The sequence below is a fragment of the Romboutsia lituseburensis genome, from assembly GCF_024723825.1.
GTDB classification, from domain to species: domain Bacteria; phylum Bacillota; class Clostridia; order Peptostreptococcales; family Peptostreptococcaceae; genus Romboutsia_F; species Romboutsia_F lituseburensis_A.
The window spans coordinates 3,096,838-3,122,208 of sequence record NZ_JANQBQ010000001.1; the positions used below are offsets into that span (position 1 = coordinate 3,096,838).

Below are 25,371 nucleotides of genomic sequence, written 5' to 3' on the forward strand. Positions count from 1 at the left end.
CCTAATGTTTAAATTTTTTTAATGTTCTAATAAGAACTATAATATGTAATAAACACGTAAAAAATGAAACTATAGTCATTGTATAAATATAAGCATAAATATTTAAATCTGGCATAGGTAGTAAAACATACAAAGCTATTAGTTGTATAAACATACTAATAATAGTTATAATACTTGATGCAACCTCTTTTCTTATAGAATGTAAGATTCCAGATAAAGTCTGATTCAATGACATAAATAAAGGAACTAAAAACATAGCCTTCAAGTAAGTGCCAGCTAAAACATTATCAAATATAATTAAGCAAAGTTTTTCTCCACAAATATAAAAAAATATTGATGATATAATTCCAACAAATAATGTAAGTGCTAAGGCATAGTTTATCTTTTTTATAATACTTTTATATTTTCCTAAAGATATCTCTTGAGAGATGCTAGGGATTAAATTAACAACCAAAGCAGAACCAAGGGTAAAAGGTAAATAAATAAAAGGCATTACCATACCGCTTATAATTCCATACATGCTTAAAGACTGTGAATAGCTAATTCCAGATAAAACTAATCTTGAAGGCACAATCAATGAGCTTAGAGAATGTAACAATATATTTGACATTTTATTACAAGTTATAGGTATAGACATTTTCAATGTCTCCAAAGATGCATTATAAAAATCTCTTAAATTTATAGTGTATTTATTAAATAAGTTAGAGTTTTTATATAAACAAGTTACTATAAAGAGTATATTTATTGTTTCTCCAATTGAAATTCCTAAAAGTGCAATATAACAGTTTTGTGACTTATCATTTAAATACATAATTATTAAATATACAAAAATAATTCTAGTTAATTGTTCTAATACTTGACCTATAGCAGGTACGCAAACATCCTTTAATCCGTAGTAGTACCCTCTTAAAATATTAGATAGTGTTATAACTACTATAGCAGGGCATATAGCCAAAACAAATAGATTTAAATCAGAATCATGCAGTAATTTAAATGCTATAAATTTTGAATTTAATGAAATAAATAATGATACAACTAAAGAGATGAAAAACGCAACATATAAGGTAGAAATAAATAAAACATTACTACTATGTTTATCGTTTAAGGCTTTTTTATTTGCAACAAGACAACTAAGGGTAGTAGGAATTCCTGTTGTAGTAAAAGCAAGACATATCATTAAAAAATTAAAAAGAATATGATAAATTCCAAGTCCTGTATCACCTATAACTCTTGATAAAAATATTTTGTATAAAAACCCAAGAACTCTAACTATTAAGTTTGATAAAAAAAGTACTATTGTAGAAAATATAAGGTTGGGAACCCTCAATAAATCACCCCCTTATGTTTAAATATATTCATAAGGGGGTGAAAAAATAATTATATCTTTTTAAATTCGGGTTTCATTTTATTAAATGTTGATACATATTTAAATCCAGATTTTTTTAAATATGTATATATATAGTTAAATTGATAAGCTACTTGAGATGGATTATGAGAATCTGATCCTGTAGTTATTATTTCTCCGCCTAAATCTTTGTATAGAGATATAATATTTCTAGATGGTGTTAAATCAGATAAATTATATCTATAACAAGACGTATTTACTTCTATACCTTTACCATCATAAATTACTTGTTTTAAGATAGCTTCTATTATATCTGAAAATAAGCTATCATCTAATAAATTTTCATAATTACCATAACGTTTAATTAGATCAAGATGACCTAAAACTGAGTAGTCTTTATAATTTTTAACAACTGTATAAAGTTCTTTAAAATAAGCCTCATAGGCTTCATGCTGAGTTTTATTTTTAAAAAATTCACCAAAATATAAATCTAATTTGTTTATAGCATGGATTGAACATATTATAAAGTCAAAAGGATATTTACATGCATCCTCACTACATTTTTTAGTAATTTGTTTTTGTAGTCCAAGTTCAATTCCCTTTTTTATAGAGATCTTATCATTATATTTATCTTGTAAAAAATTTAATCTTTCAAAGTATTTACCATAGTCAATTCCCCAATCAAAATCAGTATCAAGATCATAATCAACATGATCTGTAAAACAAATTTCTTTTAATCCTAGTTCAATAGATCTTTTAATCATGTCCTCCATATCAGTTTTGCTGTCATTAGAGAAACTAGAGTGCATGTGATAGTCATAAAACATAAATATTTCCCCTTTTTATTAAATTTTGGTATTATATATACATACTACATATTAGCAAATATAAATATAACCATCAAGGAATTAATGAAAAATACAAGTGGTGATAAAATGGAAAAATACAATATAGAATTAGAAAAAGATACTGCAAAATATTTACAAATTTATAATCATATAAAAAATATGATTATTGAAAAAAAGATAATTGAACATGAAAAGCTTCCTCCAATAAGGAAGTTATCTCAGTTAATAGGAGTTAATAATACTACTATAGTTAAAGTATATGAACTTTTAGAAAAAGAAAGGTATGTATATAAAACAGTTGGTAGTGGGACCTTTGTATCGCCTATGAATAGTGAAAAGGAAGCTAAAGTAATAAAAAAAGAAGGGCTAATTCATTTTGATAGTGGAAATCCGTCAACAGATATGTTTCCAATAGAAGATTTTAAAAGTGCTGTTAATATGGCCCTTACCAATGAAGGAAGCTCTATATTTGAATATGATGAAGGTTTAGGATTTGATGATTTAAGGGAAAAGTTAGTTGACTACTTAAAAGAAAAAGAAATAAGTACGACTAAAGATAACATTCAAATAATATCAGGGGCTCAACAGGGTATAGACATTGTTTGTAAAGGTCTTATAAACTACTCAGATGTAGTATTTGTAGAAGAGCCTACTTATAATGGAGCGATACAAGTATTTAAAAGTAGGGGAGCTAAAATAATATCAATACCAATGTTAGATGATGGAATAGATATAGGCATACTTAAATTAAAGTTAGATAAAGTTAAACCTAAGTTAATTTACACAATGCCTAATTTTCAAAATCCAACTGGAATTTCATACTCTACATACAAAAAGAAAAAATTAATTGAATTAGCAGAAGAATATGATTTTTATATTGTAGAAGATGATTTTATTAGTGATTTTAAGTTTGAATCAATTGATAACAAACCATTGAAAAGTTATGATGATAAAAATAGAGTCATTTATATAAAAAGTTTTTCAAAAATTTTAATGCCTGGTCTTAGAATCGGTATGGTAGAAGTTCCTAATGAATTATTAAAAAAGGTACTTTGGGCAAAATATTCTTCAGATATATCTACTCCAGGATTAATACAAAAATCTATGTATTACTATATGAAATATTTTGATTGGAATGAATATCTAAAATCTGTAGAAAATGTATATTTAGAAAAGTATATATTAACAAAAAAATTAATAAAAGATAAACTAGAAGGAAGATTGAAAGTTAGAAATAGTGATGGTGGTATTAACTTTTTCTTAGAATTACCTAGAGGATATTTATCACAAGATTTTACTGATTTTATGTTAAATAAAGGAGTGTCAATTCTTCCTGGTACATATTTTTTTGATAATATAATTGATGATAGATTTTTTAGGATAAATATAGCAAAGTCAAGTATACAAGATTTAGAAAAGGGAATATCTATAATAAGTGATAATTTAGATGGATTTTTTACAGAATATAAAAATATAGCAAAAATAAAAAGTAATAAATTATTTTATTAAATGCAAAAATAAGAAAGGAGATTACTTAAGATAACTAGTATATTTTAAGTAGAACTAAAAATGTTTGATAAGAAAAAATTAGATAGAATAAATGAACTAGCAAAAAAAAATAAGGGTGAGGGATTAATACAAGCGGAGTTAAAAGAGAGAGACGAATTAAGAAAAGAATACTTACAACATTTTAGAGCTCATTTTAAATCAAGATTAGACAATGTTAAAGTTGTTCATTCTCAAGAAGAATATGATGAGTATATGAAAAATAATCCTCAAGCACAACCTGTAGAGCCAATAATAAAAAAAGATTAATAAAAAATTTTTATAATATTGACTTAATATAAAAATAAAAAAAATTTGGAGGGGTAACATGGAACTTAAACATGAATTTAGAAATGCATGGGAAGTAGAAAGAAAAAATAATAAAATAGAAAATGTTATGGCTTATTCAAAAGAGTACATGACTTTCTTAGATAATGGAAAAACTGAAAGAACTTCAGCAAGAGAAATAGTAAAAATAGCTCAACAAAATGGATACATATCAATAGAAGATGCTATAGAAAAAGGTAGTATAAGCCCTGGAGAAAAAATTTATGCGGTTAATAAAGATAAGGCAGTTGCCTTATTTGTAATGGGTAAAAATAACTTAGAAAAAGGGATGAGGATTGTAGGAGGACATATAGATGCTCCTAGAATTGATTTAAAACCAAATCCTTTATACCAAGAAGCTAATTTAGGATTTTTCAAAACTCATTACTATGGTGGTATAAAAAAATACCAATGGACAGCAACGCCACTTGCTATACATGGAGTAGTTATTTTAAATGATGGTAAAAAAGTAGATATTTGTATTGGAGAAGATGATTCTGACCCAGTATTTTGCATAACAGACCTTTTAGTTCACTTAGCAGGAGATCAAATGCAAAAGAAGCTAGCTGATGGTATAACAGGAGAAGGGTTAAACTTACTTATAGGACATATGCCATTAGAAGATGTTGAAAAAGAAGCGATAGAACAAAATATATTAAAAATGTTAAATGAAAAGTATGGAATGATAGAAGAAGATTTCCTAAGTGCTGAAATAGAAATAGTACCAGCAGGAAAGGCTCGTGACTTAGGGTTTGACAGATCTATGGTACTAGCATATGGTCATGATGATAGAGTGTGTTCTTATGGTGCAGTAAAAGCTATAGTAGAAACTGAAAATCCAGAGTATTGTGCGGTAGCTTTATGTGTAGATAAAGAAGAAGTAGGATCACAAGGTAATACAGGGATGCAATCAAAATTCTTTGAAAACGCAGTAGCTGAACTTATTGCTTTAGAAGGAAATTATTGCGATCTAAAAGTAAGAAGATCAATGGCAAATACAAAAGTTTTATCAGCTGATGTTTCAGCAGGTTATGATCCTAACTATCCAGATGTATATGAAAAGAGAAATTCTGCATATATGGGTCAAGGAATTGTACTTAGTAAATATACAGGAGTTAGGGGTAAAAGTGGATGTAATGATGCAAATGCTGAATTTATGGCAGAAGTAAGAAGGATATTCAATAAAGCTGATGTAGTATGGCAAACAGCAGAACTTGGTAAGGTAGATCAAGGTGGCGGTGGAACAATCGCATATATTTTAGCTAACTCTGGTGCTGAAGTTATAGATTGTGGCGTAGGAGTTTTAAATATGCACGCTCCTTATGAAATAGTTTCAAAAGTAGATATATATGAAATGTATAAAGGATATAAAGCATTTTTTAATTTAAATATATAATTTTAAAAATAGACATTGATTAATCAATGTCTATTTTTTTCTAATTCAAAGTACTCACATAATTTAGTTAAAAATTTATCTTCTAAAGGATTAAAAATTTTCTTCTTAGAATAAACAAAGTAGAACTTTCTTTTAAATTCTATATTATTTATTTTATAATACCTTATTTTATTGGAGTTTAAATAATCTATACATGAAGCATATGATATAAATGAAACTCCTAATCCTAATCGTACCATTTCTTTTATAGACTCATTAGATTCTACATGAGCTAAAATGCTTAACTTATCAATTGAAAAATTATTTTGTTTAAGTGTATTCACGATTAAATTTCTAGTTCCAGATCCTTCTTTTCTCATAATAAGCTTTAAGTTTGTTAATTCATTTATATCTATAGAACCATTTATATTAGGTAGCTCTAAATTAAAAGGAGTAATTAGAACTAATTCATCATCAATTAAGTCCATATATTCAATTTGAGTATTGTTTATTTTAGATCCCACAAGCCCAAAACTTACTCTTTCGTTAAGTATTTCTGATATAGCATACTGAGAATCATAGTGGCTAATGCTAAATTTAACATCTGGATAAGTAGAAGAAAAACTTTTTAAAAAATTAGGAAGTATGTAAGTTTCAGGTATAGAACTACAAGCAAGGTCTATTATACCTTCTATTTTTCCTGCATATTCTTTTATATCATATACTGCTTTTTTACAATTATTCAATATATATATAGCGTGATTATAAAGTATCTCACCTGATTTTGTTAATGTTATGTTTTTATTATTTCTATTAACTAAAATAGTATCTAGTTCTTTTTCTAAATTTTGAATATGAGAACTAACTGTAGGCTGTGTTAAAAATAGTTCTCTAGCAGCTTTAGAAAAACTTTGATGCTTAGAAACTGCAACGAAAACTTCAAGTTGTTTAAAGTCCATTATTACCCTCTCCCTTTGATATTATATAAGTATTATATCACACATAAAATTTAAAATATCTGTAAATAGGATATATAGGTTTTTGATTAATACATAATAATTTGATATAATAGTACTATCTATATGTAATTATTTTACATAATTGGGAAATAACTAGAGATTCTATTACAAAAATATTACAAAATAGCCCTATTTATTATTAAGATATAACAAATAGTATATAATTTATATAAGGCAAGGAATATCTTTATTTAATAAGAATGGTACTTTAGATTATATAAATATTTAAATCAACGGGAGGAGGTCTGTAAATATGGATTTAAAAAGGACATTTATGACTAGCATTGTTGTATTAAGTATATTTGTTACGGGATGTAATAAAAATAGTGCTAAAGAAGATGTTTCTATAGAAGACGAAGCAACTCAACAAAGGATGATGACAAAAGTTCAAAATGATGTCAATGAAATAATGGATAAAGACTATGAATATGTTATAAATAATATGGGACAGCCATATTGCACGACATATTATATCGATATGGATAATGTAAGTAATTTAGAGAATATGGATGAAACAGATAACTTAAGACTTATATATCCTAAGTATACAGCTGAAGATGAGTTTGAAGGTAGTGCTTTATATATAGAAATAAAGGATGATAAAGTTGTAGAAGTTCAGACATATGAGTTTTCTGAAAATGATATAAAGTCAGAAAACGTAAGTGATGATATAGATATAATAGTAGATCAGTATAATGAATCATCATATTTACCGTTAAGTAAAGTAGAAGGCATTGATTTTAGTAAATTTGAAGGTAAATCTATAGATTCACTATATGAAGTAGTAGGAGATGGCATGTATAATGTAGAAGCGTATGATAAATCTAGAAATCAATACGTGGAAGCATATGCATTAATTGATAATGGTGGTCAAATAAATAAAATACTAACTGTTTTTGGAGATAATGGAAAAATTGAAAAAATTGATATTGTAGATAAAGACAAAACAATGGATTTAGCTCAAAAGTATTTGTATAATTATTAAAGCTATAATTAAAAATTATAGCTTTTTTGGTTTAAGAATATATTGTTTAAAAATTCATAGGTTATTTATTTGAGTAATAAATAATATTTTTTTGGATAAATTAATCTTAGAGAATAAATTTTTCTAGGAGGCATAGATTAAGATGGACAATAATAAGAATAGACTAAAAGACAGACCAAAATCAAAAGCTGAGATGAGAAAAATGTACTTCGAACATGGGTCAGAGCTAGGAATAAAAGATGGATTACATGTAGGTGCTAAAGATAGTGGTACAAATAGAACTAAAACAGAAAAATTATATAATAAAGTAAAAAAAGAGGATTAATAAATTCATTTAAAAATAAAAGCAGCTAAATTTAGCTGCTTTTATTTTTAACTTAGTAAAAATTAAAATAATTAGAATAAGTATAAATTTAATTTGTCGAAAAAGTTTATACCTAAAAAATAATATTATTATTTAACTTTTAAGATATAAAAAATCATATAAGGTATAATAGTAAAGACAAAATAATATAGAGGAGATATATTTATGTTAGATAAAGTAATTTTAGGAGGATCAGCAATACTAGGCATCGCTGGAATATGTTTATACGAAACTAATTCAATTGAAATCAATAAATATGAAATAAAAAATAAAAAAATACCTAAAGAATTTCATAATTATAAAATAGTTCAAATTAGTGACTTACATAATAAAAGTTTTGGTAAAGATAATTACAAATTAATAAAAAAAATAGATGCTTTAAAGCCAGATGCTATATTTATTACAGGTGATTTGGTTGAAGGAGAAAATAAAAATTATAAAGTAGCGTTAGATTTAGTAGACGCCTTGAGTTTAAAATATCCAATATATCATATTATAGGAAACCATGAACAAAAATCATTGAATAAAAAACATAGAGAATTATATAAAGATTATTTTAAACAACTATATAATAAAAAAATAATTAATTTAGATAATGATAAAATCACAATAAATAGGGGAGATAGCTATATAAATTTATATGGGTTAGTTGTTCCTTTAGAGTATTATCCATATTTTTTTAGTAACTATAAAAATAAAAACAAACCTTTAGGGAGTAACTTTATGAATGATAATCTAGGGAAAATTAATGATAATGAATATAATATTTTATTAGCACATAATCCATTTTTCTTTGAAGAATACTCTAAGTGGGGAGCTGATTTAATTTTATCAGGTCACGTGCATGGAGGTATAATAAGAATACCTTATTTAGGAGGAGTACTTTCGCCTAGCCGAGAATTTTTCCCTAAATACGACTTAGGAGAATATAAGGAAAATTCATCTACCATGCTATTAAGCAAAGGGCTTGGGGGTTCTAAGGTTTTAGTTAGATTAAATTGTAAACCTGAAATAGTACAAATAACTTTAAAAAATAAATAAAAATAAGCTAAAAAGATTTAGTTTTTACTAAATCTTTTTAGCTTATTAAATTAAATATTTATTTATTAGCTTTGGTATAAACTAAATTTACTTTATCCAAAGGAATGACTTTAGTTCTATGTTTAATTTTATATCCAATATATAGGGCTAAAAATAAAGGGATACCTATATAAGAAGCTATTAAATTCTTCCAATCAATTCCACTTGGTGTTATACAAGAATATCCTTGACCTATAATAATTATAATACACATTAAAAGTGCTAATATTGGTCCAAAAGGATACCATTTAGCTTTAAATTTTAATTCTTTTAAATCATGACCTTGATGGATATAGGCTTTTCTAAATCTATAGTGGCAAATAGCTATACCGACCCAAGCTATAAAGCCAGCTAGACCAGATGCAGCAACCAACCAAACATAAACTGTACTCTCTGCAAATATCCCAGTCAAGAAGCAAGCAGAGGCTACTAAAGTTGTTAAAATAAGAGCATTTACCGGGACTCCTCTGTTGTTAGTTTTTGCAAAAATCTTAGGAGCAAGTCCTTCTGTAGCCATTGAATAAAGCATTCTAGTAGAGGCATACATACCAGAATTTCCAGCAGATAATACAGAAGTAAGTATAATAGCATTCATAATAGATGCAGCTCCAGCAATTCCAGCTTTTTCAAAAACCATAGTAAATGGGCTTTCTGAAACACCTGCTTGAGTAAAAGGTATTATAGCACCTAAAACGATGATAGTTCCTAGGTAGAAGATTAATATTCTCCAAAATATAGATTTAACTGCTTTTGGAATGGTTTTTTCCGGATTTTCACTTTCACCAGCAGCAACTCCAATAAGTTCTGTTCCTTGGAATGAAAAGCCTGCAACTAAAAAAATAGCAAATATTGACTTTATTCCGCTGTGAAATGGTCCGTCATCTATAAAGTAATTGTGAAATCCTATATTGTCTGAACCCATTATACCCAAAATCATTAAAAATCCTATTATTAAAAATATAATTACAGTAACTACTTTTATTCCTGCAAACCAATATTCAGACTCACCATACGCCTTTGCAGATAAAAAGTTTAAACTCACAATTATAAATAAAAATATTATACTCCAATAAAATCCAGGAATATTAGGAAACCAATATTTCATTATTAAAGATCCTGCAACCATTTCAGCGGCTATTGTTATAGCCCAGTTATACCAGTAATTCCATCCAAGTGCGAAACCTAGTGCAGGGTCTATGAACTTTGTAGCATATGAGCTAAATGAACCGGATATAGGCATATATGTTGCCATTTCACCTAAACTAGTTATTAAAAAATACACCATTATACCTATAAGGCCATAGGCTACTAATGCACCTCCTGGACCTGCTTGATTAAGAGTATCTCCCATAGCAAGAAATATACCTGTTCCTATAGATCCACCTAAAGCAATCATATTTAAGTGTCTTGCTTTTAAACATCTTTTTAAATCATGATTTTGTTCACTCATTTAAATTTTCCTCCTTATGGTATCAATTATAAATAAGTAACTAAGATAATAAAAATTTTTCTAACAATAAAAAAGCCATGAGACTATGCCCATGACTTTATACGAAAAGATCATACTAAAAAAGTATGAATATACCGTACGTTTTCATTGAAAATAGCTCTCCACAAAAATGTGACAGTCTTATATATATTCTATACAAGCCCAGCAAATAGTATTAAAGCTATTAACTATTTACTTCGGCAAAACTTCCTTTCATACTACTTCATTGAGCTTACCTCCATAATATTACTTTTAAGTTTCGCGCCTCTATCTCAGTTATCTACTTGTTGTATACTATTATAAATCAAATTTTAAATAAGTCAATATCAACTACAATAATATAAATTTTTATTTATATATATATCTATATTTATTACAGTAATTTTAATACTTTATTTTATTTCTCAATTAATATTAACGGATTTAGTATTTTAGGGTACAATAAAAGAGTTACAACTATTAGTTGTAACTCTTAAAAATATTGGTGCCGGATATGGGACTTGAACCCATACGGTATTGCTACCAACGGATTTTGAGTCCGTCGCGTCTGCCATTCCACCAATCCGGCAAAATATGGAATATAATTATATTATAACAATATAATTAAACGTTTGCAACATATTTAATGTTAATATAATTTCAAAATTATGGTAATATTAAATAATAACGTATTAGCTTATAAAAATAAAAAGCTTAGCAGGAGTGATAAATTTGGATAAAAAATTAGTTATAATAGATGGAAATTCAATAATAAATAGAGCATTTTATGCATTACCAGAAATGAGTAATAAAGACGGACTAAAAACCAATGCTATATATGGTTTTACAACAATGCTATTTAAAATAATAGATACATATAAACCTACACACATTAGTGTTGCATTTGATAGAAAATCTCCGACATTTAGACATATAGAGTTTGAAGAATATAAAGCAGGAAGAAAGAAAATGCCAGATGAATTAAAGGTTCAGTTTGAACCATTAAAAGAACTTTTGGATAAAATTAAAATTAATAGATTAGAGTTAGACGGATATGAAGCTGATGATATTATAGGGACAGTTTCTAAATTAGGTGAAGAAAATGGGTATAAGGTATATATAGTAACCGGAGATAAGGATGCTATACAACTAGCTTCTGATAAAACAACTACTTTGATAACTAAAAAGGGAATTGGAGAAGTAGAAGAATATGATTTTGAGGCAGTTATCGATAAATACGAAATGACACCAACACAATTTATAGATTTAAAAGGTTTAATGGGAGATAAATCAGATAATATACCTGGAATTCCAGGGGTAGGAGAAAAGACAGGTATAAAGCTTATAAAGGAGTATTCTAGTATAGAGGGTATAATTGAAAATATAGAAAATTTAAAAGGAAGTATAAAAAAGAAAGTAGAGGAAAATAAAGACTTAGCGCTAAAAAGTAAAATGCTTGCAACTATAGTAAGAGATGTTCCAGTAGATGTAAAATTAGAGGATTTAAAGTATGGAGATTTTGACCCAAATAGTGTGGTTGAATACTTTAAATATTTAGGATTTACTAGTTTAATACCTAGAATAATTGAAATAGATAATAAAGAAGAAATAGATTCAAATAGTTATAGTTTTAGCATTAAAAAACTTGAAGATATTGAGTCTTTTATAAAAGAAGTAAGTGATAAAAAAGAAATTTTGATAAAAACAGTTAGAAAAGAAGGGAATATACTAGAAAAAAATATTCTTTATATGTTTGTAAGTACTGACGGTAGTAATATATACTATATAGAAGAGGATAGTATAAGTATCTTAGAAGAGATACTTTCGAGTGAAGAAATTAAAAAATTTGGATATAATCTAAAAGATGATTATATAGCTTTGAAATCATATGATATAAAATTAGAAAATATGTACTTTGATATAACTATAGCAGAATATTTGATAGATTCTATGTCATCAACATCATATGAATGTAGTGCAATAGCTATGAAATACCTTACTAAAAGAGTAAAATCATCAGAAGAACTTTTAGGTAAAGGAGTTAAAGCTAAAAAGTATCAAGACTTAGAGTTTGACGAACTATCAAAGCATATATCTCAAATACTAACTACAGTAAATGATGTTAATCCTATCATGGAAAGTAATCTAAAAGAGATGGAAATGGATGGATTATTTTATCATATAGAAATGCCTTTGGTTGAAGTTTTAGGTGATATGGAATATGAGGGTGTAAGAGTTGATAAAGAAAAACTAAGTGAACTAGGAACTGAATTTAAAGAAGTTATAAAAAAATTAGAAAAAGAGATATATGATATTGCAGGGGAAGAATTTAATATAAATTCACCAAAACAACTTGGAGTGATTTTATTTGAGAAATTAGGACTGCCTGTAATTAAAAAAACAAAAACAGGATACTCTACAAATGCGGATGTTTTAGAAAAATTAAAATCCCAAAGTCCTATAATAGATAAGATAACAGAGTATAGACAAATAGTTAAATTAAATTCGACTTATGTAGAAGGGTTATTAAATATAATAAATCCAATAAGTAATAGAATTCACTCGTCATTTAATCAAACGATAACAACTACAGGGAGAATTTCATCAACAGAACCAAACCTTCAAAATATACCTGTAAAACTTGAAATGGGTAGAAATATAAGAAAAGTATTTATAGCTGATGAAAACTGTAAGTTAGTAGATGCAGATTATTCTCAAGTTGAACTTAGAGTTTTAGCTCAAATGAGTCAAGATGAAAATATGATAGATGCGTTTAAGCATAATGAAGATATACATACAAAAACAGCATCTCAAGTATTCGGTGTAGATGTAAAAGATGTAACAAGTGAGTTGAGAAGTGCAGCTAAAGCAATAAACTTTGGAATTGTGTATGGTAAAAGTGATTTTGGTTTAGCAGATGACCTTAATATACCAGTTAAACAAGCAAAAGAATATATAGAAGGATACTTTGAAAAGTATGATAAAATAAAAAATTATATGGATCAAACTATAGAAAAAGCTACAGAAGATGGATATGTAACAACTCTATTTAATAGAAGAAGATACATCCCTGAAATTAAATCTAGTAACTTTATGGAACGAAATCGTGGAAAAAGATTTGCCATGAATGCTCCTATACAAGGAAGTGCAGCAGATATAATAAAAATAGCTATGGTTAATGTGTATAAAAAATTAGAAGAAAAAAAATTAAAATCCAAATTAATATTACAAGTACACGATGAGCTTATTGTTGAATCTGTCAAAGAAGAGCTAGATATAGTTAAAAAAATAGTTAGAGATGAAATGGAAAATGCTGTATTGATGGATGTACACTTAGATGTAGACTTAAATATAGGTGATTCATGGTATGAAACAAAGTAGGTGAAAGTGTGTTAATATTAGGTCTTACCGGTAATATAGGTTGTGGTAAAAGCAGCCTATCTAATATATTTATGAATAATAATATAAAAATAATAGATGCGGATATAATATCTAGGCAAATATTTGAAGATAGAGATATTTTACAAATGGTATTTAATCATTTTGGAGATGGCATAAAAAATAGGGATAATACTTTAAATAGAAAAGCTTTAGGAAGTATTGTATTTAATAATGATAAAAAGCTTATAGAATTAAATGAGTTAACTCATCCTCAGATATATATGAAGATAGTAAACCAAATAAAGAAATATAAATTAATGGAAGAGAAAATAGTCGTTATTGATGCTGCATTACTTATAGAGGGTGGATATTTAGAGATAATAGATAAATTGATAGTCGTGATTTGTAATAAAGAAGAACAGATAAAAAGGATACAATATAGGGATGCATGTACTAGAGAAGACGCTATAAGTAGAATAAATTCTCAAATAAAGCAGGAAGAAAAGATTAAATTTGCAGATTATGTAATAGATAACTCAGGGGATATTAATAAGTTAAAATTAGAAGCTGAAAAATGCATAGCATATATTAAGGAGAATTGGTGTGAATAAGAAAAATATATTAATAGTATTGTCTATTGTATTGATTTTATTTATAACAATTTTGGTAGAAAGTAAAACAGTACATAAAATTATATATCCTAAAAAATATCCTGAGGCTGTAGAAAAATATTCAAAAGAATTTAATTTAGAAGAAAATTTAGTTTATAGTATTATAAAAGCAGAAAGTAAGTTTAGAGAAAATGCAGTATCTTATAAAGGGGCTAAAGGTTTAATGCAAATAAGTGATATAACTAGAGATTGGGCTAAAGAAGAGCTTGAATTATCTGAGGTAAATATATTTGATCCAGATACAAATATTAGGATAGGGTGCTGGTATTTAAACAAGTTGTTTAAAGAATTTGGAAGCTTAGATCTAGTTATAGCAGCATATAATGGAGGTTCAGGTAATGTGAAAAAATGGTTATCTGATAGTGACTTTAGCAAGGATGGAGAAAAGTTACATATGATTCCATTTAAAGAAACATCAAACTATTTAGAAAAAGTAAATAAAAATTATAAAAATTACAATGAGATATATGGCAAGGAAGGTATTAACTAATGAAAAAAGTAAAAATTTTACCCATAGTCTTAGTAACTCTAATGATAGCATCTGGGTGTAGTAAAAGTGAGAAGGCTGAAACAAAAGAAAGTACTGTACAAAGTTCATTAAATTCACAAGAAATAAATCTAAGTATGGTAAAACCTATAACTATAAACCCGTTGCTGAACAAAGATAAATCTGTTGGATATGTTATGAACTTAATTTATGATGGATTATTTACTATAGATGAAAACTATAACGTAGTTCCTCAGCTGGTAGATACATACCAAATAGCTCAAGATGGTACAAGTGTAGATATGAAATTAAAAGATGCAAATTGGCATGATAAGACACCAGTTACATCTCAAGACGTTGATTTTACAATAAGATTAATTCAAAAAAATCCAGACAGCCCTTATTATGAATTAGCTAAGAATATATCATCAGTATCTATTCAAAGTGAAAAAGAATTTACTATAAAATTTAAACAAAGATATCCTTTTTCAATAGATACGTTAATATTTCCTATAGTTTCTGAGAATAAGATAGGAAGTGTAAATACAAAAGATGCAAATGAAATAAAGAAAAATTTAATAGGTAATGGGCCTTATAAAATTGATAAATATGAGGAAAGGGAAGGCATAATACTTTCTAAAAATGAAGATTATTATAATGAATTACCTAAAGAAGTAAAGGATATAAAAGTAGGGGTTGTTCCTGATGAAGATGCTTTAGTTTCTATGGTTATGGCATTAGAAAGCGATATAGCTAGCATATCTTTAAATGATTTAAGTAAATTTTATGAAAAACAATTTAATTTAACAACATATGAAGGAAGAGGATATGAAAATATAATATTTAATTATGACAATCTATACTTAAGAGATGTTAACTTTAGAAAAGCTATAGCTCATGCAATTAATAGAGAGCGTATAGTTGAAGAAGGTTATATGTCAGATGCTACATTATCTAATTTTCCTCTAAATTCAAACTCAAAATATTATGATAAAAATTTAAAAGCGATAAAATATGATAAGGATAAGGCTAAATCTTATTTGGAAAAAGTTAAACCAGTTACAGATGAAGAATTAAAACAATTAGAAAATAAAGAAAAAGCAAATACTAAAGCTTCAGATACTAAGCAAGAAAGCAAAGAAGTAAAAGAAAAAGACACAAAAGAAAATAAAGAAAAAGAAGAAACTATAGATAAAGAAGCTCAACTAAAAGAAAAATTATCTAAAATAGATCTTAAAATACTTGTTAATAAAAATAATACAGAAAGAGTTAAATCGGCACATTTAACAGTTGAAAACTTAAAAGTTATAGGTATTAAGTCTCATATTGTAGAATTAGAAGGACAAGCTTTAGATGATGCAATAAGCTCTAAAAATTATGACTTGGCATTAGTAGGTTGGGAATTATCAATTATACCAGATGCTAGGGATATAATAAATAGTTCTGGGTATAGTGATGAAAAACTTGTTAGTGATGAGAACTCTTTGATAAGTGCAACAACTGAAGAACAAATAAGTGATGTATATAAATCAATGCAAAAATATATAAATGACAATGTAATATTTATTAGTTTGGCAATTAGAGATGAATATATAGTAACAAATAGAAGAGTTCAAGGGAAAATATCACCAAATGATTTTGATGTTTATGAAGGGATAACTAATTTAAAAACTCCAGAAAAATAATATAAGGAAGTCAATAAATTTAATAATTAGATTTATTGACTTCCTTATTTAAAGTTAATACTATTTAAAACATAACATAAATATATGGAAATGGTGGAATAAGTAGACACGCTACTTTGAGAGAGTAGTAGATTACATCTATACGGGTTCAAGTCACGTTTTCCACATCAATAAAAAGTAGTTATATAAAATATATAGCTATTTTTTATTTGATTTAATCTTAGAATACTCTAAAAATCAAATTTGTATTATATTTAGCATGATAAATGAAAAAACTATTGTTTAGATACTTAAAATATATGATATAATACCTGCATAGGGTATGCAAGGAGGTATAAATTATGAACAAAAAATTATTAATAGAAGGCATGAGTTGTGGTCATTGTGTAAACCATTTAAAAACTGCTCTTATAGAAGATATAGAGGGGATAGATGTATTAGAAGTTAACTTAGAAGGAAAATATGCATTAGTAGAAATGAATAACGATGTGAGGCATGATGAATTAAAGAAAGTTATAGAAGAATTAGGATTTGAGCTAAAAGGTATACAATAAATAAAAAAGCTGATAGATTGATAATCTATTAGCTTTTTATTTTATAAAAAAAGACTTCTATTGGGGGAAATAATAGAAGTCTAAAATGGGGGAGATTGAGTATGTTTGATTTTACATTATTAGTATGTCCATACTCAAATTAAATATACATATAAATTATGCTATAAAAATAAACATTATTAAGTTCACAACTAATAAATAACTAATAAATAAATAATTAATTAGTATATTTAATGTATATAAGTTATATTATGAAAATTGTCCAAGAAGGTAACTCACATTTTTAAAAAAGTTTGAATATAATATAAATAACTAAGGGGGGAGTATCGTGGATGAAAGAGGATATAAAGAAAATTTGAGAAAGATGATACTTGAAATGGCCCAAAAAGAACTTGAAAGTTATGTATCCCAAAAGGGAGTACAAAAGTACTTTGAGGGAAATGTTGATAAAATAATAAGTGAAAATATAAAAAAACTATCACAAGGTATAGGTAGCAATAAAACATATTTAAGAGTATTAAAAAAAGGAGCTCATCAAGAAAATGTATCTTCTGTTGTTAAAGTTATTAAATCAGAGGATTTATTTAAGTCTAAAAATGAGTTGATTAAATTTGCTAAACATTTGGGGATAAATGCAAGTATGAAAAGTTCATATAATCAGACACTTAGAAAAGTGGCAAATCATATATATTCTAATAAAGATGAGTATTCTAAACGATATTTTTCGTATAAAAGGGGAAGTGACGAATATATATTAGAACCAGAAAAAATAAAAACAGACTTAATAGAAAGCTATAGGTCAAAAACAAGAAATGATATGAGATCCATAGCTAGATTATTAGACTTAAAGGTAGAAGATGATGATTCTGCAGAAGATATAAGAAAAAAGGTAATAAATTATATTATGAAAGAAAAACTTGTTAAAAAATAAATAAAATAATGTAAAATTGAAGGCGCTTATAAAGCGTCTTTAATTTTGAAAAACGCATATAATATAAAAGAAATCAAACAAGGAGTTGATGACATATACGTATTAAAAAATTAATTATAGTAATTTTTATAATAATACTTATGAGCATAAGTTTTATGTTTGAAGTTAAATATTTTCCTCCTAAAAAAGAAATTAAGATCGTAAGTTATAATATTCATAGCGGATTAAACAAAGATATGTTTCCAACACTTTTTGATATAATAGATTTTTTAAGAGTATCAAACTCAGATATTATATGCCTTCAAGAAGTAAATGAATCAGCAAAGGCAGGATTTCAGGTTAGTAGCTTTAAGGATGAGCTTAAAATGTACTCACATTTTGGAGCTAATGTTGTTGGATTAGGATCAAATTATGGTTTAGTTACTTATTCTAAGTATCCCATAAAGAGTCAAAACCATATATATTTAAAAAGCGATAGAGAACAAAGAGGTATGTTACATACAGTTGTTAATGTAGAAGGTAGAAAATTAAATATCATAAATGTACATCTAGGTTTAGGTGAAGATGAAAGAAAAGTGCAATTAGATGAACTAGTAGGATTTATAAACACATTAGGGAATGAACCATATATTGTTGTAGGAGATTTTAACCAAGGGAATATGTATATAGATGATAAAATTCTTAAAGATGTAGCAATAGAATTAAATAAAGCGAATGTTTTAACATTTGCAACTGGTTTAGATAGAATAGATTATATATTTGTTTCACCTAATGTTGAGGTTTTAGATTACGATGTTTTGATAAAAAATATGTCTGATCATTATCCTATAATTGCAAAGATTAGAATATAATCTTATAAAAATCATATATATATAAAGTGAACTTTTATAAAAAATAAATTTTAGTAAATAAATTTTATAACTAATCATAAATTTGTATATTTAAAAATATATATTATTAATAATATTTTTAGGGGGGACAAACTAATGAATAAAAGAAAAACAATTTATAGAGGTTTTAATAAGAGACGTAAGACAAGACATATTCAAGTAATTGTGATAACAGCTAGCATATGCTTAATTAGTGGGTATGGTATCTATAGGGTAAAAGATAGTAATATTTTAGAAAATATATCTAAAAAAGTATCATTTATAAAATTAGAAAATCCTTTCAAAAAAGATAGTGATTTTTTAGGATATGAAGACTACAAGATTGAACCACAAAAAAATGATGAACAAGCAGTAGAAAAAGTTGAAAATGAAAAGCAAGAGATTAAAGAAAAAGAAGTTGCTGAAGATGTTAAACTAGCAAGAGTAGAGCCTTGGAGTATATATACTGTTCAAGTAGCTTCTGTTAGTAATGACAAAGATTTAAATAAAATAGAAACACAATTGGTTGAAAAGAAAATACCATTTTCTGTTGTAGAAATAGACGGTGCAAAAAAAGTACAAACTCATGGATATTTTGATCAAGAATCTACTAGAAGTCATATAAATGAAGTAAAAGATATATTTCCAGATGCATTTTTATCAGAATTGAAAGTTCCTGTATTGGCAATAGAATATACAAGTAAATATTCATATGTAGAAAGTATTACAAAACAACTAAATAGTTTAATAAAGAACTTTGAGCAAGAATCTGCGTTTTGGCAATCAAGCAAGGAAAATGTAGATATAAAAAAATATAATGACATACTAGCGGAAAGAAAAGAAATTGTATCAAATATAGAAAAAGAAGGTAAAAAAATTAACTATTCTGAAATGAATGTATTCAAAGATAACTTACTTAATTATACAAAAAATTTAACTGAAAAGGTGGAAATGGCTTTAAAGTCAGCTAATGATAAAAATTATAATGTAAGCGAAAGTATGTATTTATCTTCTATGCAAGAGTATTTTTCTTTTATAAACTCTATAAAGAAAGCATAAGAGTTGTTATTTAACAACTCTTTTTTATGATTAAAAAATATAATATATCAAAAATTACATTAAAAATAAATATATCACAAAGTATGAAAACATTTTAAAATCGGATATTTTTTTAACAATTGTTAAGTTTTTACAGTAAATATAGTATACTTATTAGTAAGTGGAAATAAATGTTTAAATTTATAGATAAGGGGGTAAAAATATGAAACTCTTAACTTTTAGAGGAGGAATCCATCCTCCATATAAAAAGGAGTATTCTAACCAAAAAGCTATTGAGAAAGCAGAAAATCCTAAAGTCGTATACATACCACTCCAACAGCATATAGGAGCACCAGCAAGCCCAATAGTTCAAGTGGGTGATTCAGTAAAAGTAGGTCAAAAAATAGGTGAGCAGCAAGGATTTGTTTCTTGTAATGTTCATTCATCAGTATCAGGAAAAGTAATCGCAATAAAAGAATATGAGGTGGCCGGGGGAACAGGAATTTGTGTTGTAATAGAAAACGATTTCTTGGAAGAGAAGCACGAAAGTGTGAAACCTAAAGGCGAATTAGAGAATTTAACGAAGGAAGAAATAGTATCAATAATAAAAGAAGCAGGTATTGTAGGTATGGGTGGAGCAACATTTCCAACTCATGTAAAACTATCTCCTCCACCAGACAAAAACATTGATGTAGTAATATTAAATGGGGCAGAATGTGAGCCATACTTAACTGCAGATCACAGGTTAATGATTGAAAATCCAGAAGATGTAGTATTTGGACTTAGGGTGTTTATGAAAGCTTTAAATGTAAAAAAAGGTTATATAGGTATAGAAGCAAATAAGCCAGATGCATTAGATGCTATACAAAAAGTAGCCCAACAGTATAAGGATATAGAAGTAGTAGGACTTGAAATAAAATATCCTCAAGGCGCAGAAAAGCAACTTATATACGCTTGTACAGGTAGGGAGGTTCCTTCGGGAGGATTACCAATGGATGCAGGTGCTGTAGTTAATAATGTTGGTACAGCAGCTCAGGTAGCAAGAACTATAAAAACAGGTATGCCTTTAATAGAAAGAATAACTACTGTTACTGGAAGTTGTATAAAAAATCCTAAGAACTTAATAACTAAAGTTGGTACTTTAGTTTCAGAAATAATAGAGCAGTGTGAAGGATTTAAAGAAGATAAAACAGTAGGTAAAGTTATAATGGGTGGTCCAATGATGGGGATTGCACAGTATACAATAGACATACCGACAAATAAAGGTACGTCAGGGATACTTTGTCTAGATGAAGAGGAATCAAAGACTCCTAAGCCACAGAATTGTTTAAGATGTGGAAAATGTTTAAGTGTGTGTCCTGCATTTTTACAACCGTTATATATAAGTGCATATTCTTTAAAAAATGATTTTGAAAATGCTCAAAACTATAGAGCTTTAGATTGTATAGAATGTGGATCTTGCTCATTTGTATGTCCAGCAAGAAGACCATTACTTCAATCTGTAAGAAATGCAAAAAGAGAAATAATTGCTAATAAAAGAAAGCAAACAACTAAATAAGGGGAGCTAGGAGGGAATAGGATGAATAATAAACTCATAGTATCATCTTCTCCTCATGTGAGAAGTAATGAAGATACATCATATATAATGAAACAAGTTATAATAGCACTTCTTCCAGCAACATTAGGTGCTTTATATTTCTTTAGATTAAGTGCTTTAAATGTAATGTTCTTTTGTATACTGGGTGCTGTTGGTTCAGAATTTTTATATCAAAAGATAACAAAACAAGAAAGTACTATAGCTGATTTTTCAGCAGTGGTTACAGGGTTACTATTAGCCTTTAACGTACCAGCATCACTTCCTTGGTGGATGTGTATATTAGGATCTATGTTTGCAATAATAGTTGTAAAGATGGTATTTGGAGGTATAGGGAATAACTTTGTAAACCCAGCTCTTGCAGCAAGAGCATTTTTATTAGCATCATTTCCAGTAGCTATGACTGCTTGGACAAAAACAGGCGTAAATTGGGTTAGTAGTGGAAATATAGATGCATATACAACAGCAACACCTTTAAGTTTTTTAAAAAATGGAGCACAAGGAATAGATGCCCTTACAAATAGCGGAATAAGCTTAACCGATATGATGATAGGTAATATAGGTGGTTGTATAGGTGAAACATCAGTTATATTAATTTTAATTGGTGGACTTTATTTGATGTATAAAGGAATAATAAATTATGTAATCCCAGTTTGTTACATAGGAACAGTTTTCATATTATCATTTATACTAGGTGGATTTGATTTGAATTTTGCTATCTATCAGTTACTTGCAGGAGGTCTTATGATAGGTGCATTCTTTATGCTTACTGATTATACTACGTCTCCTATGACAACTAAGGGCCAAGTAATATATGCAGTATTAGCAGGGGTAATAGCAACTGTAATAAGATTATATGGTGGATATCCAGAGGGTGTATCGTATTCAATATTACTAGTAAATGTTGTTACACCTCTTATTGATAAGTATGTTAAAAATAGAGTATTTGGGGAGGTGGCTAAGTAATGAATAATATTGCAAAATTAGGTGCAACATTATTTGCTATATGCGCAGTAGCTGCTCTAGCTCTAGGGTTTGTAAACCAAGTAACAGCTCCAATTATAGAACAAAGAAATATACAAGCTAATAATGAATCTAGACAAATTGTTTTAGCTGATGCTAAGGAGTTCAAGCAGCTAGATGATAGTGTATTTAAAAATATTGAAGGACTAGAAGATGGGATTATTGCAGAAGTATATGAAGGTAAAAATGGATCTGAAACAGTAGGATATACTATAAAAACTTTACCAAAAGGATATGGTGGACAAATAGAATTAATTGTAGGTATATCTAAAGATGGAGTTATAAAAGGTATAAATATAGGTAGTATGTCAGAAACACCAGGGTTAGGTACAAAAGCCGCTGAACCTGGATTTAAAGATCAATTTAATGAAAAGCAAGCTAAGGAACTTAATGTAGTTAAAGGGAAAGCATCATCAGATGATCAAGTTCAAGCAATATCAGGAGCTACTATCACATCAAAAGCTGTTACAAGTGGAGTAAATGCAGCAATAAAGGTGTTTGAAAGTAGTTTAAATAAATAGGAGGGTAGAATATGAAATTAGCTAAAATATTTAAGAACGGGCTAATAGATGAAAACCCAACGTTTGTGCAAGTTATAGGTATGTGTCCTACTTTAGCTGTAACTACTTCAGCTATAAATGGACTAGGTATGGGGCTTTCAACAACAGCAGTTTTAGTTTGTTCAAACTTGGTAATATCTTTAATGAGAAAAATAATACCAGATAAAATAAGAATTCCAGCCTTTGTTGTAGTAATAGCAACATTTGTTACTATTGTAGGGATGCTTTTAAAAGCCTATGTTCCTGCACTTGATGCAGCTCTTGGTTTATTCATACCATTAATAGTTGTTAACTGTTTAATATTAGCTCGTGCAGAAAGTTTTGCATCAAAAAACACACCGGTAGAATCTGCAGTAGATGGTGTAGGTATGGGTCTAGGATTTAGTATGGCTCTTACAATATTAGGGGCAGTAAGAGAAATACTTGGAAATGGTAGTTTATTTGGATTTAGTTTATTTGGAGCATCTTTTGAGCCAGTACTACTATTCATATTACCACCAGGTGCATTTTTAACACTAGGGTTCCTTTTAGCAGGGTTTAATAAGCTAAGAAGCAAAAAAGCATAACGGGGGTGTAGAGTTTGAATTTAATACTTTTATTTTTAAGTGTTGTTTTAGTTAACAACGTTATAACATCACAATTCTTAGGGATATGTCCGTTCTTAGGAGTTTCAAAAAAGGTAGATACAGCTGTGGGTATGGGTGTTGCTGTTACATTTGTTTTAACTTTAGCATCAATAATTACATACTTTATACAAAAATTACTAATTTCAACTAACAACGGTTTCTTACAAACGATAGCATTTATATTAGTTATAGCATCTATAGTTCAATTCGTAGAAATGGTAATTCAAAAAATGAGTCCTTCTTTATATCAAGCATTAGGGGTTTTCTTACCTCTTATAACTACAAACTGTGCAGTATTAGGTATAGCATTAGTCAACGTGAATAATGGATATAATTTAATAGAAACAATAGTTAATGGATTCGGAGCAGGTATTGGGTTTACTTTAGCAATAGTATTATTTGCAGGAATAAGAGAAAGATTAGAGTTAGCAGATATACCAGATGCATTTAAAGGTTTCCCGATAACTCTTATATCAGCAAGTCTAATGTCAATTGCATTTTTAGGATTTGCAGGACTTATACAACTATAAGTTAGGGGGGTGAAAAGATGAGTTTATTTAGTTCAGTTTTAGTATTAGGTATTTTAGGGTTAATATTTGGAGCAGTATTAGCATATGCATCTAAAAAATTTGCAGTGGAGGTAGATCCAAGAGTAGAAGCTATACTTCAAGCTCTTCCTGGAGCAAACTGTGGAGGTTGTGGATTTCCTGGTTGTGGAGGTTTAGCTAGTGCTATAGCAGAGGGAAATGCCCCTGTAAATGGATGTCCAGTAGGAGGATCTGATTGTTCTGCTAAAATAGGTGAAATAATGGGTCTTAAAGCTGAAGAAGGGGAAAAGAAAGTAGCAAAAGTTATCTGTAAAGGAAATTGTATGAGCTCAAAAGATAAGTATACATATGAAGGAATTCAAGATTGTAGATCTGCCAATACTTTAAATGGTGGAGCGAAATCATGTAAATATGGGTGCTTAGGATTAGGTACATGCAGAGATTATTGTAAATTTGGTGCAATATCTATAATAGATGGAGTCGCAGTAATAGATGAAGAGAAATGTGTTATGTGTGGTAAATGTATGGAAGTTTGTCCTAAAGGAATAATTATATCAAAACCTCAAAAACAAGAGATAATTGTTGAGTGTAACAGTAGAGATTTTGGTAAAGCGGTAAAAGAAAAATGTAGCGTAGGATGTATTGGCTGTGGATTATGTGCAAAGGCATGTAAATTTGATGCAATAGAGTTTGAAAATAAAATTGCAAAAATAAATCCAGAAAAATGTGTAGGATGTATGGAATGTGTTCAGAAATGTCCAACAAAGGTTATAAGTGGAAGTTTAAAAAAAAGGGAAAAAGTAATTATAGATGAAGAGCTTTGCGTAGGATGTACTATTTGTAAAAAACAATGTAAATTTGATGCAATAGAAGGGGAACTTAAAGAAAAACATAGAGTAGACCCTGAAAAATGCGTTGGATGTCATTTATGTCTACAAAAATGTCCTAAAAAGGCTATTAAAACTATATAATATGGATAAGATAAAGGTATGGACTTCCATACCTTTTATTTTGTATGGAAATAAATAATTTTATAAAAATGGAAAAA

The 25,371-nt window shown here is 27.9% G+C and carries 24 protein-coding genes, 1 tRNA gene and 1 riboswitch; of the genes, 20 read left to right on the forward strand and 5 right to left on the reverse strand.

Annotation, left to right across the window (positions count from 1 at the left end; translation table 11 throughout):
* Position 1: 1 nt before the first annotated feature.
* The gene (locus NWE74_RS14995) at positions 2-1,327 is read right to left on the reverse strand and encodes a polysaccharide biosynthesis protein (protein ID WP_258243783.1); all 1,326 of its coding nucleotides are present in this window, start codon (positions 1,325-1,327) and stop codon (positions 2-4) included.
* A gap of 50 nt (positions 1,328-1,377) precedes the next feature.
* Complete coding sequence (locus tag NWE74_RS15000) at positions 1,378-2,172, reverse strand: histidinol-phosphatase HisJ family protein (RefSeq protein WP_258243784.1); 795 nt, start codon at positions 2,170-2,172, stop codon at positions 1,378-1,380.
* Positions 2,173-2,280: 108 nt separating this feature from the next.
* Here NWE74_RS15000 and NWE74_RS15005 point away from each other — a divergent pair, with 108 nt between their 5' ends.
* The 3 genes from NWE74_RS15005 to NWE74_RS15015 are packed head-to-tail and all read left to right on the forward strand — an operon-like array spanning position 2,281 to position 5,461.
* Entirely contained in the window at positions 2,281-3,702 is a 1,422-nt protein-coding gene (locus NWE74_RS15005) for a PLP-dependent aminotransferase family protein (protein WP_258243785.1), read from the forward strand.
* A gap of 60 nt (positions 3,703-3,762) precedes the next feature.
* On the forward strand, positions 3,763-4,008 hold the full coding sequence (locus NWE74_RS15010) for a DUF896 domain-containing protein (RefSeq protein ID WP_258243786.1): 246 nt from the start codon (positions 3,763-3,765) through the stop codon (positions 4,006-4,008).
* A 58-nt stretch (positions 4,009-4,066) separates the two neighbouring features.
* Complete coding sequence (locus tag NWE74_RS15015) at positions 4,067-5,461, forward strand: aminopeptidase (RefSeq protein WP_258243787.1); 1,395 nt, start codon at positions 4,067-4,069, stop codon at positions 5,459-5,461.
* Between the two features lie 23 nt (positions 5,462-5,484).
* On the opposite strand, the gene NWE74_RS15020 is transcribed toward NWE74_RS15015, so the two are convergent.
* On the reverse strand, positions 5,485-6,399 hold the full coding sequence (locus NWE74_RS15020; RefSeq protein ID WP_258243788.1) for a selenium metabolism-associated LysR family transcriptional regulator: 915 nt from the start codon (positions 6,397-6,399) through the stop codon (positions 5,485-5,487).
* Between the two features lie 313 nt (positions 6,400-6,712).
* Here NWE74_RS15020 and NWE74_RS15025 point away from each other — a divergent pair, with 313 nt between their 5' ends.
* The 3 genes from NWE74_RS15025 to NWE74_RS15035 all read left to right on the forward strand — a co-directional run bounded on the left by NWE74_RS15025 (position 6,713) and on the right by NWE74_RS15035 (position 8,849).
* Positions 6,713-7,444: a hypothetical protein gene (locus tag NWE74_RS15025; RefSeq protein ID WP_258243789.1), complete on the forward strand. Its 732-nt coding sequence runs from the start codon at positions 6,713-6,715 to the stop codon at positions 7,442-7,444.
* Positions 7,445-7,586: 142 nt separating this feature from the next.
* Entirely contained in the window at positions 7,587-7,769 is a 183-nt protein-coding gene (locus tag NWE74_RS15030) for a hypothetical protein (protein ID WP_258243790.1), read from the forward strand.
* A gap of 204 nt (positions 7,770-7,973) precedes the next feature.
* Positions 7,974-8,849: a metallophosphoesterase gene (locus NWE74_RS15035; RefSeq protein ID WP_258243791.1), complete on the forward strand. Its 876-nt coding sequence runs from the start codon at positions 7,974-7,976 to the stop codon at positions 8,847-8,849.
* A gap of 58 nt (positions 8,850-8,907) precedes the next feature.
* Here NWE74_RS15035 and NWE74_RS15040 read toward each other — a convergent pair whose 3' ends face one another.
* A complete protein-coding gene (locus tag NWE74_RS15040; RefSeq protein ID WP_258243792.1) occupies positions 8,908-10,338 on the reverse strand; it encodes an amino acid permease in 1,431 nt (476 codons plus the stop codon).
* 146 nt (positions 10,339-10,484) lie between these two features.
* Positions 10,485-10,655: riboswitch (Lysine riboswitch) on the reverse strand.
* Positions 10,656-10,859: 204 nt separating this feature from the next.
* A tRNA-Leu gene (locus tag NWE74_RS15045) sits at positions 10,860-10,945 on the reverse strand.
* 143 nt (positions 10,946-11,088) lie between these two features.
* Here NWE74_RS15045 and polA point away from each other — a divergent pair.
* The 14 genes from polA to NWE74_RS15115 all read left to right on the forward strand — a co-directional run bounded on the left by polA (position 11,089) and on the right by NWE74_RS15115 (position 25,294).
* The gene (gene polA / locus NWE74_RS15050; RefSeq protein ID WP_258243793.1) at positions 11,089-13,737 is read left to right on the forward strand and encodes a DNA polymerase I; all 2,649 of its coding nucleotides are present in this window, start codon (positions 11,089-11,091) and stop codon (positions 13,735-13,737) included.
* An 8-nt stretch (positions 13,738-13,745) separates the two neighbouring features.
* Positions 13,746-14,348, forward strand: a complete 603-nt coding sequence (gene coaE, locus NWE74_RS15055; RefSeq protein WP_258243794.1) for a dephospho-CoA kinase — start codon at positions 13,746-13,748, stop codon at positions 14,346-14,348.
* Complete coding sequence (locus NWE74_RS15060; protein WP_258243795.1) at positions 14,341-14,898, forward strand: lytic transglycosylase domain-containing protein; 558 nt, start codon at positions 14,341-14,343, stop codon at positions 14,896-14,898. Before coaE ends, NWE74_RS15060 begins: the two co-directional genes overlap by 8 nt.
* Entirely contained in the window at positions 14,898-16,580 is a 1,683-nt protein-coding gene (locus tag NWE74_RS15065; RefSeq protein ID WP_258243796.1) for an ABC transporter substrate-binding protein, read from the forward strand. Before NWE74_RS15060 ends, NWE74_RS15065 begins: the two co-directional genes overlap by 1 nt.
* Positions 16,581-16,921: 341 nt before the next feature.
* Positions 16,922-17,134 carry a heavy-metal-associated domain-containing protein gene (locus NWE74_RS15070; RefSeq protein WP_258243797.1) on the forward strand — a complete coding sequence of 71 codons (213 nt, stop codon included), beginning with the start codon at positions 16,922-16,924 and terminating at the stop codon, positions 17,132-17,134.
* A gap of 328 nt (positions 17,135-17,462) precedes the next feature.
* The gene (locus NWE74_RS15075) at positions 17,463-18,065 is read left to right on the forward strand and encodes a hypothetical protein (protein WP_258243798.1); all 603 of its coding nucleotides are present in this window, start codon (positions 17,463-17,465) and stop codon (positions 18,063-18,065) included.
* 155 nt (positions 18,066-18,220) lie between these two features.
* Entirely contained in the window at positions 18,221-18,916 is a 696-nt protein-coding gene (locus NWE74_RS15080; protein WP_258243799.1) for an endonuclease/exonuclease/phosphatase family protein, read from the forward strand.
* 135 nt (positions 18,917-19,051) lie between these two features.
* Complete coding sequence (locus NWE74_RS15085) at positions 19,052-19,993, forward strand: hypothetical protein (RefSeq protein ID WP_258243800.1); 942 nt, start codon at positions 19,052-19,054, stop codon at positions 19,991-19,993.
* 202 nt (positions 19,994-20,195) lie between these two features.
* Positions 20,196-21,530 carry an electron transport complex subunit RsxC gene (gene rsxC, locus NWE74_RS15090; protein ID WP_258243801.1) on the forward strand — a complete coding sequence of 445 codons (1,335 nt, stop codon included), beginning with the start codon at positions 20,196-20,198 and terminating at the stop codon, positions 21,528-21,530.
* A gap of 21 nt (positions 21,531-21,551) precedes the next feature.
* Positions 21,552-22,532: an RnfABCDGE type electron transport complex subunit D gene (locus NWE74_RS15095; RefSeq protein ID WP_258243802.1), complete on the forward strand. Its 981-nt coding sequence runs from the start codon at positions 21,552-21,554 to the stop codon at positions 22,530-22,532.
* Complete coding sequence (locus tag NWE74_RS15100) at positions 22,532-23,110, forward strand: RnfABCDGE type electron transport complex subunit G (RefSeq protein ID WP_258243803.1); 579 nt, start codon at positions 22,532-22,534, stop codon at positions 23,108-23,110. The genes NWE74_RS15095 and NWE74_RS15100 overlap by 1 nt, the downstream gene beginning before the upstream one ends.
* Before the next feature lie 11 nt (positions 23,111-23,121).
* A complete protein-coding gene (locus tag NWE74_RS15105) occupies positions 23,122-23,715 on the forward strand; it encodes an electron transport complex subunit E (protein WP_258243804.1) in 594 nt (197 codons plus the stop codon).
* A 14-nt stretch (positions 23,716-23,729) separates the two neighbouring features.
* Positions 23,730-24,305: an electron transport complex subunit RsxA gene (gene rsxA, locus NWE74_RS15110; protein WP_258243805.1), complete on the forward strand. Its 576-nt coding sequence runs from the start codon at positions 23,730-23,732 to the stop codon at positions 24,303-24,305.
* Positions 24,306-24,322: 17 nt separating this feature from the next.
* Complete coding sequence (locus NWE74_RS15115; protein WP_258243806.1) at positions 24,323-25,294, forward strand: RnfABCDGE type electron transport complex subunit B; 972 nt, start codon at positions 24,323-24,325, stop codon at positions 25,292-25,294.
* Positions 25,295-25,371: the final 77 nt, after the last annotated feature.

Excerpts from the sequence above, each read along its gene's own strand:
- NWE74_RS15000 (WP_258243784.1), bottom strand. The coding sequence starts at position 2,172 with ATGTTTTATGACTATCACATGCACTCTAGTTTCTCTAATGACAGCAAA.
- NWE74_RS15005 (WP_258243785.1), top strand. The coding sequence starts at position 2,281 with ATGGAAAAATACAATATAGAATTAGAAAAAGATACTGCAAAATATTTA.
- NWE74_RS15010 (WP_258243786.1), top strand. The coding sequence starts at position 3,763 with ATGTTTGATAAGAAAAAATTAGATAGAATAAATGAACTAGCAAAAAAA.
- NWE74_RS15015 (WP_258243787.1), top strand. The coding sequence starts at position 4,067 with ATGGAACTTAAACATGAATTTAGAAATGCATGGGAAGTAGAAAGAAAA.
- NWE74_RS15020 (WP_258243788.1), bottom strand. The coding sequence starts at position 6,399 with ATGGACTTTAAACAACTTGAAGTTTTCGTTGCAGTTTCTAAGCATCAA.
- NWE74_RS15025 (WP_258243789.1), top strand. The coding sequence starts at position 6,713 with ATGGATTTAAAAAGGACATTTATGACTAGCATTGTTGTATTAAGTATA.
- NWE74_RS15030 (WP_258243790.1), top strand. The coding sequence starts at position 7,587 with ATGGACAATAATAAGAATAGACTAAAAGACAGACCAAAATCAAAAGCT.
- NWE74_RS15035 (WP_258243791.1), top strand. The coding sequence starts at position 7,974 with ATGTTAGATAAAGTAATTTTAGGAGGATCAGCAATACTAGGCATCGCT.
- NWE74_RS15040 (WP_258243792.1), bottom strand. The coding sequence starts at position 10,338 with ATGAGTGAACAAAATCATGATTTAAAAAGATGTTTAAAAGCAAGACAC.
- NWE74_RS15065 (WP_258243796.1), top strand. The coding sequence starts at position 14,898 with ATGAAAAAAGTAAAAATTTTACCCATAGTCTTAGTAACTCTAATGATA.
- NWE74_RS15070 (WP_258243797.1), top strand. The coding sequence starts at position 16,922 with ATGAACAAAAAATTATTAATAGAAGGCATGAGTTGTGGTCATTGTGTA.
- NWE74_RS15080 (WP_258243799.1), top strand. The coding sequence starts at position 18,221 with ATGTTTGAAGTTAAATATTTTCCTCCTAAAAAAGAAATTAAGATCGTA.
- NWE74_RS15085 (WP_258243800.1), top strand. The coding sequence starts at position 19,052 with ATGAATAAAAGAAAAACAATTTATAGAGGTTTTAATAAGAGACGTAAG.
- rsxC (WP_258243801.1), top strand. The coding sequence starts at position 20,196 with ATGAAACTCTTAACTTTTAGAGGAGGAATCCATCCTCCATATAAAAAG.
- NWE74_RS15095 (WP_258243802.1), top strand. The coding sequence starts at position 21,552 with ATGAATAATAAACTCATAGTATCATCTTCTCCTCATGTGAGAAGTAAT.
- NWE74_RS15100 (WP_258243803.1), top strand. The coding sequence starts at position 22,532 with ATGAATAATATTGCAAAATTAGGTGCAACATTATTTGCTATATGCGCA.
- NWE74_RS15105 (WP_258243804.1), top strand. The coding sequence starts at position 23,122 with ATGAAATTAGCTAAAATATTTAAGAACGGGCTAATAGATGAAAACCCA.
- NWE74_RS15115 (WP_258243806.1), top strand. The coding sequence starts at position 24,323 with ATGAGTTTATTTAGTTCAGTTTTAGTATTAGGTATTTTAGGGTTAATA.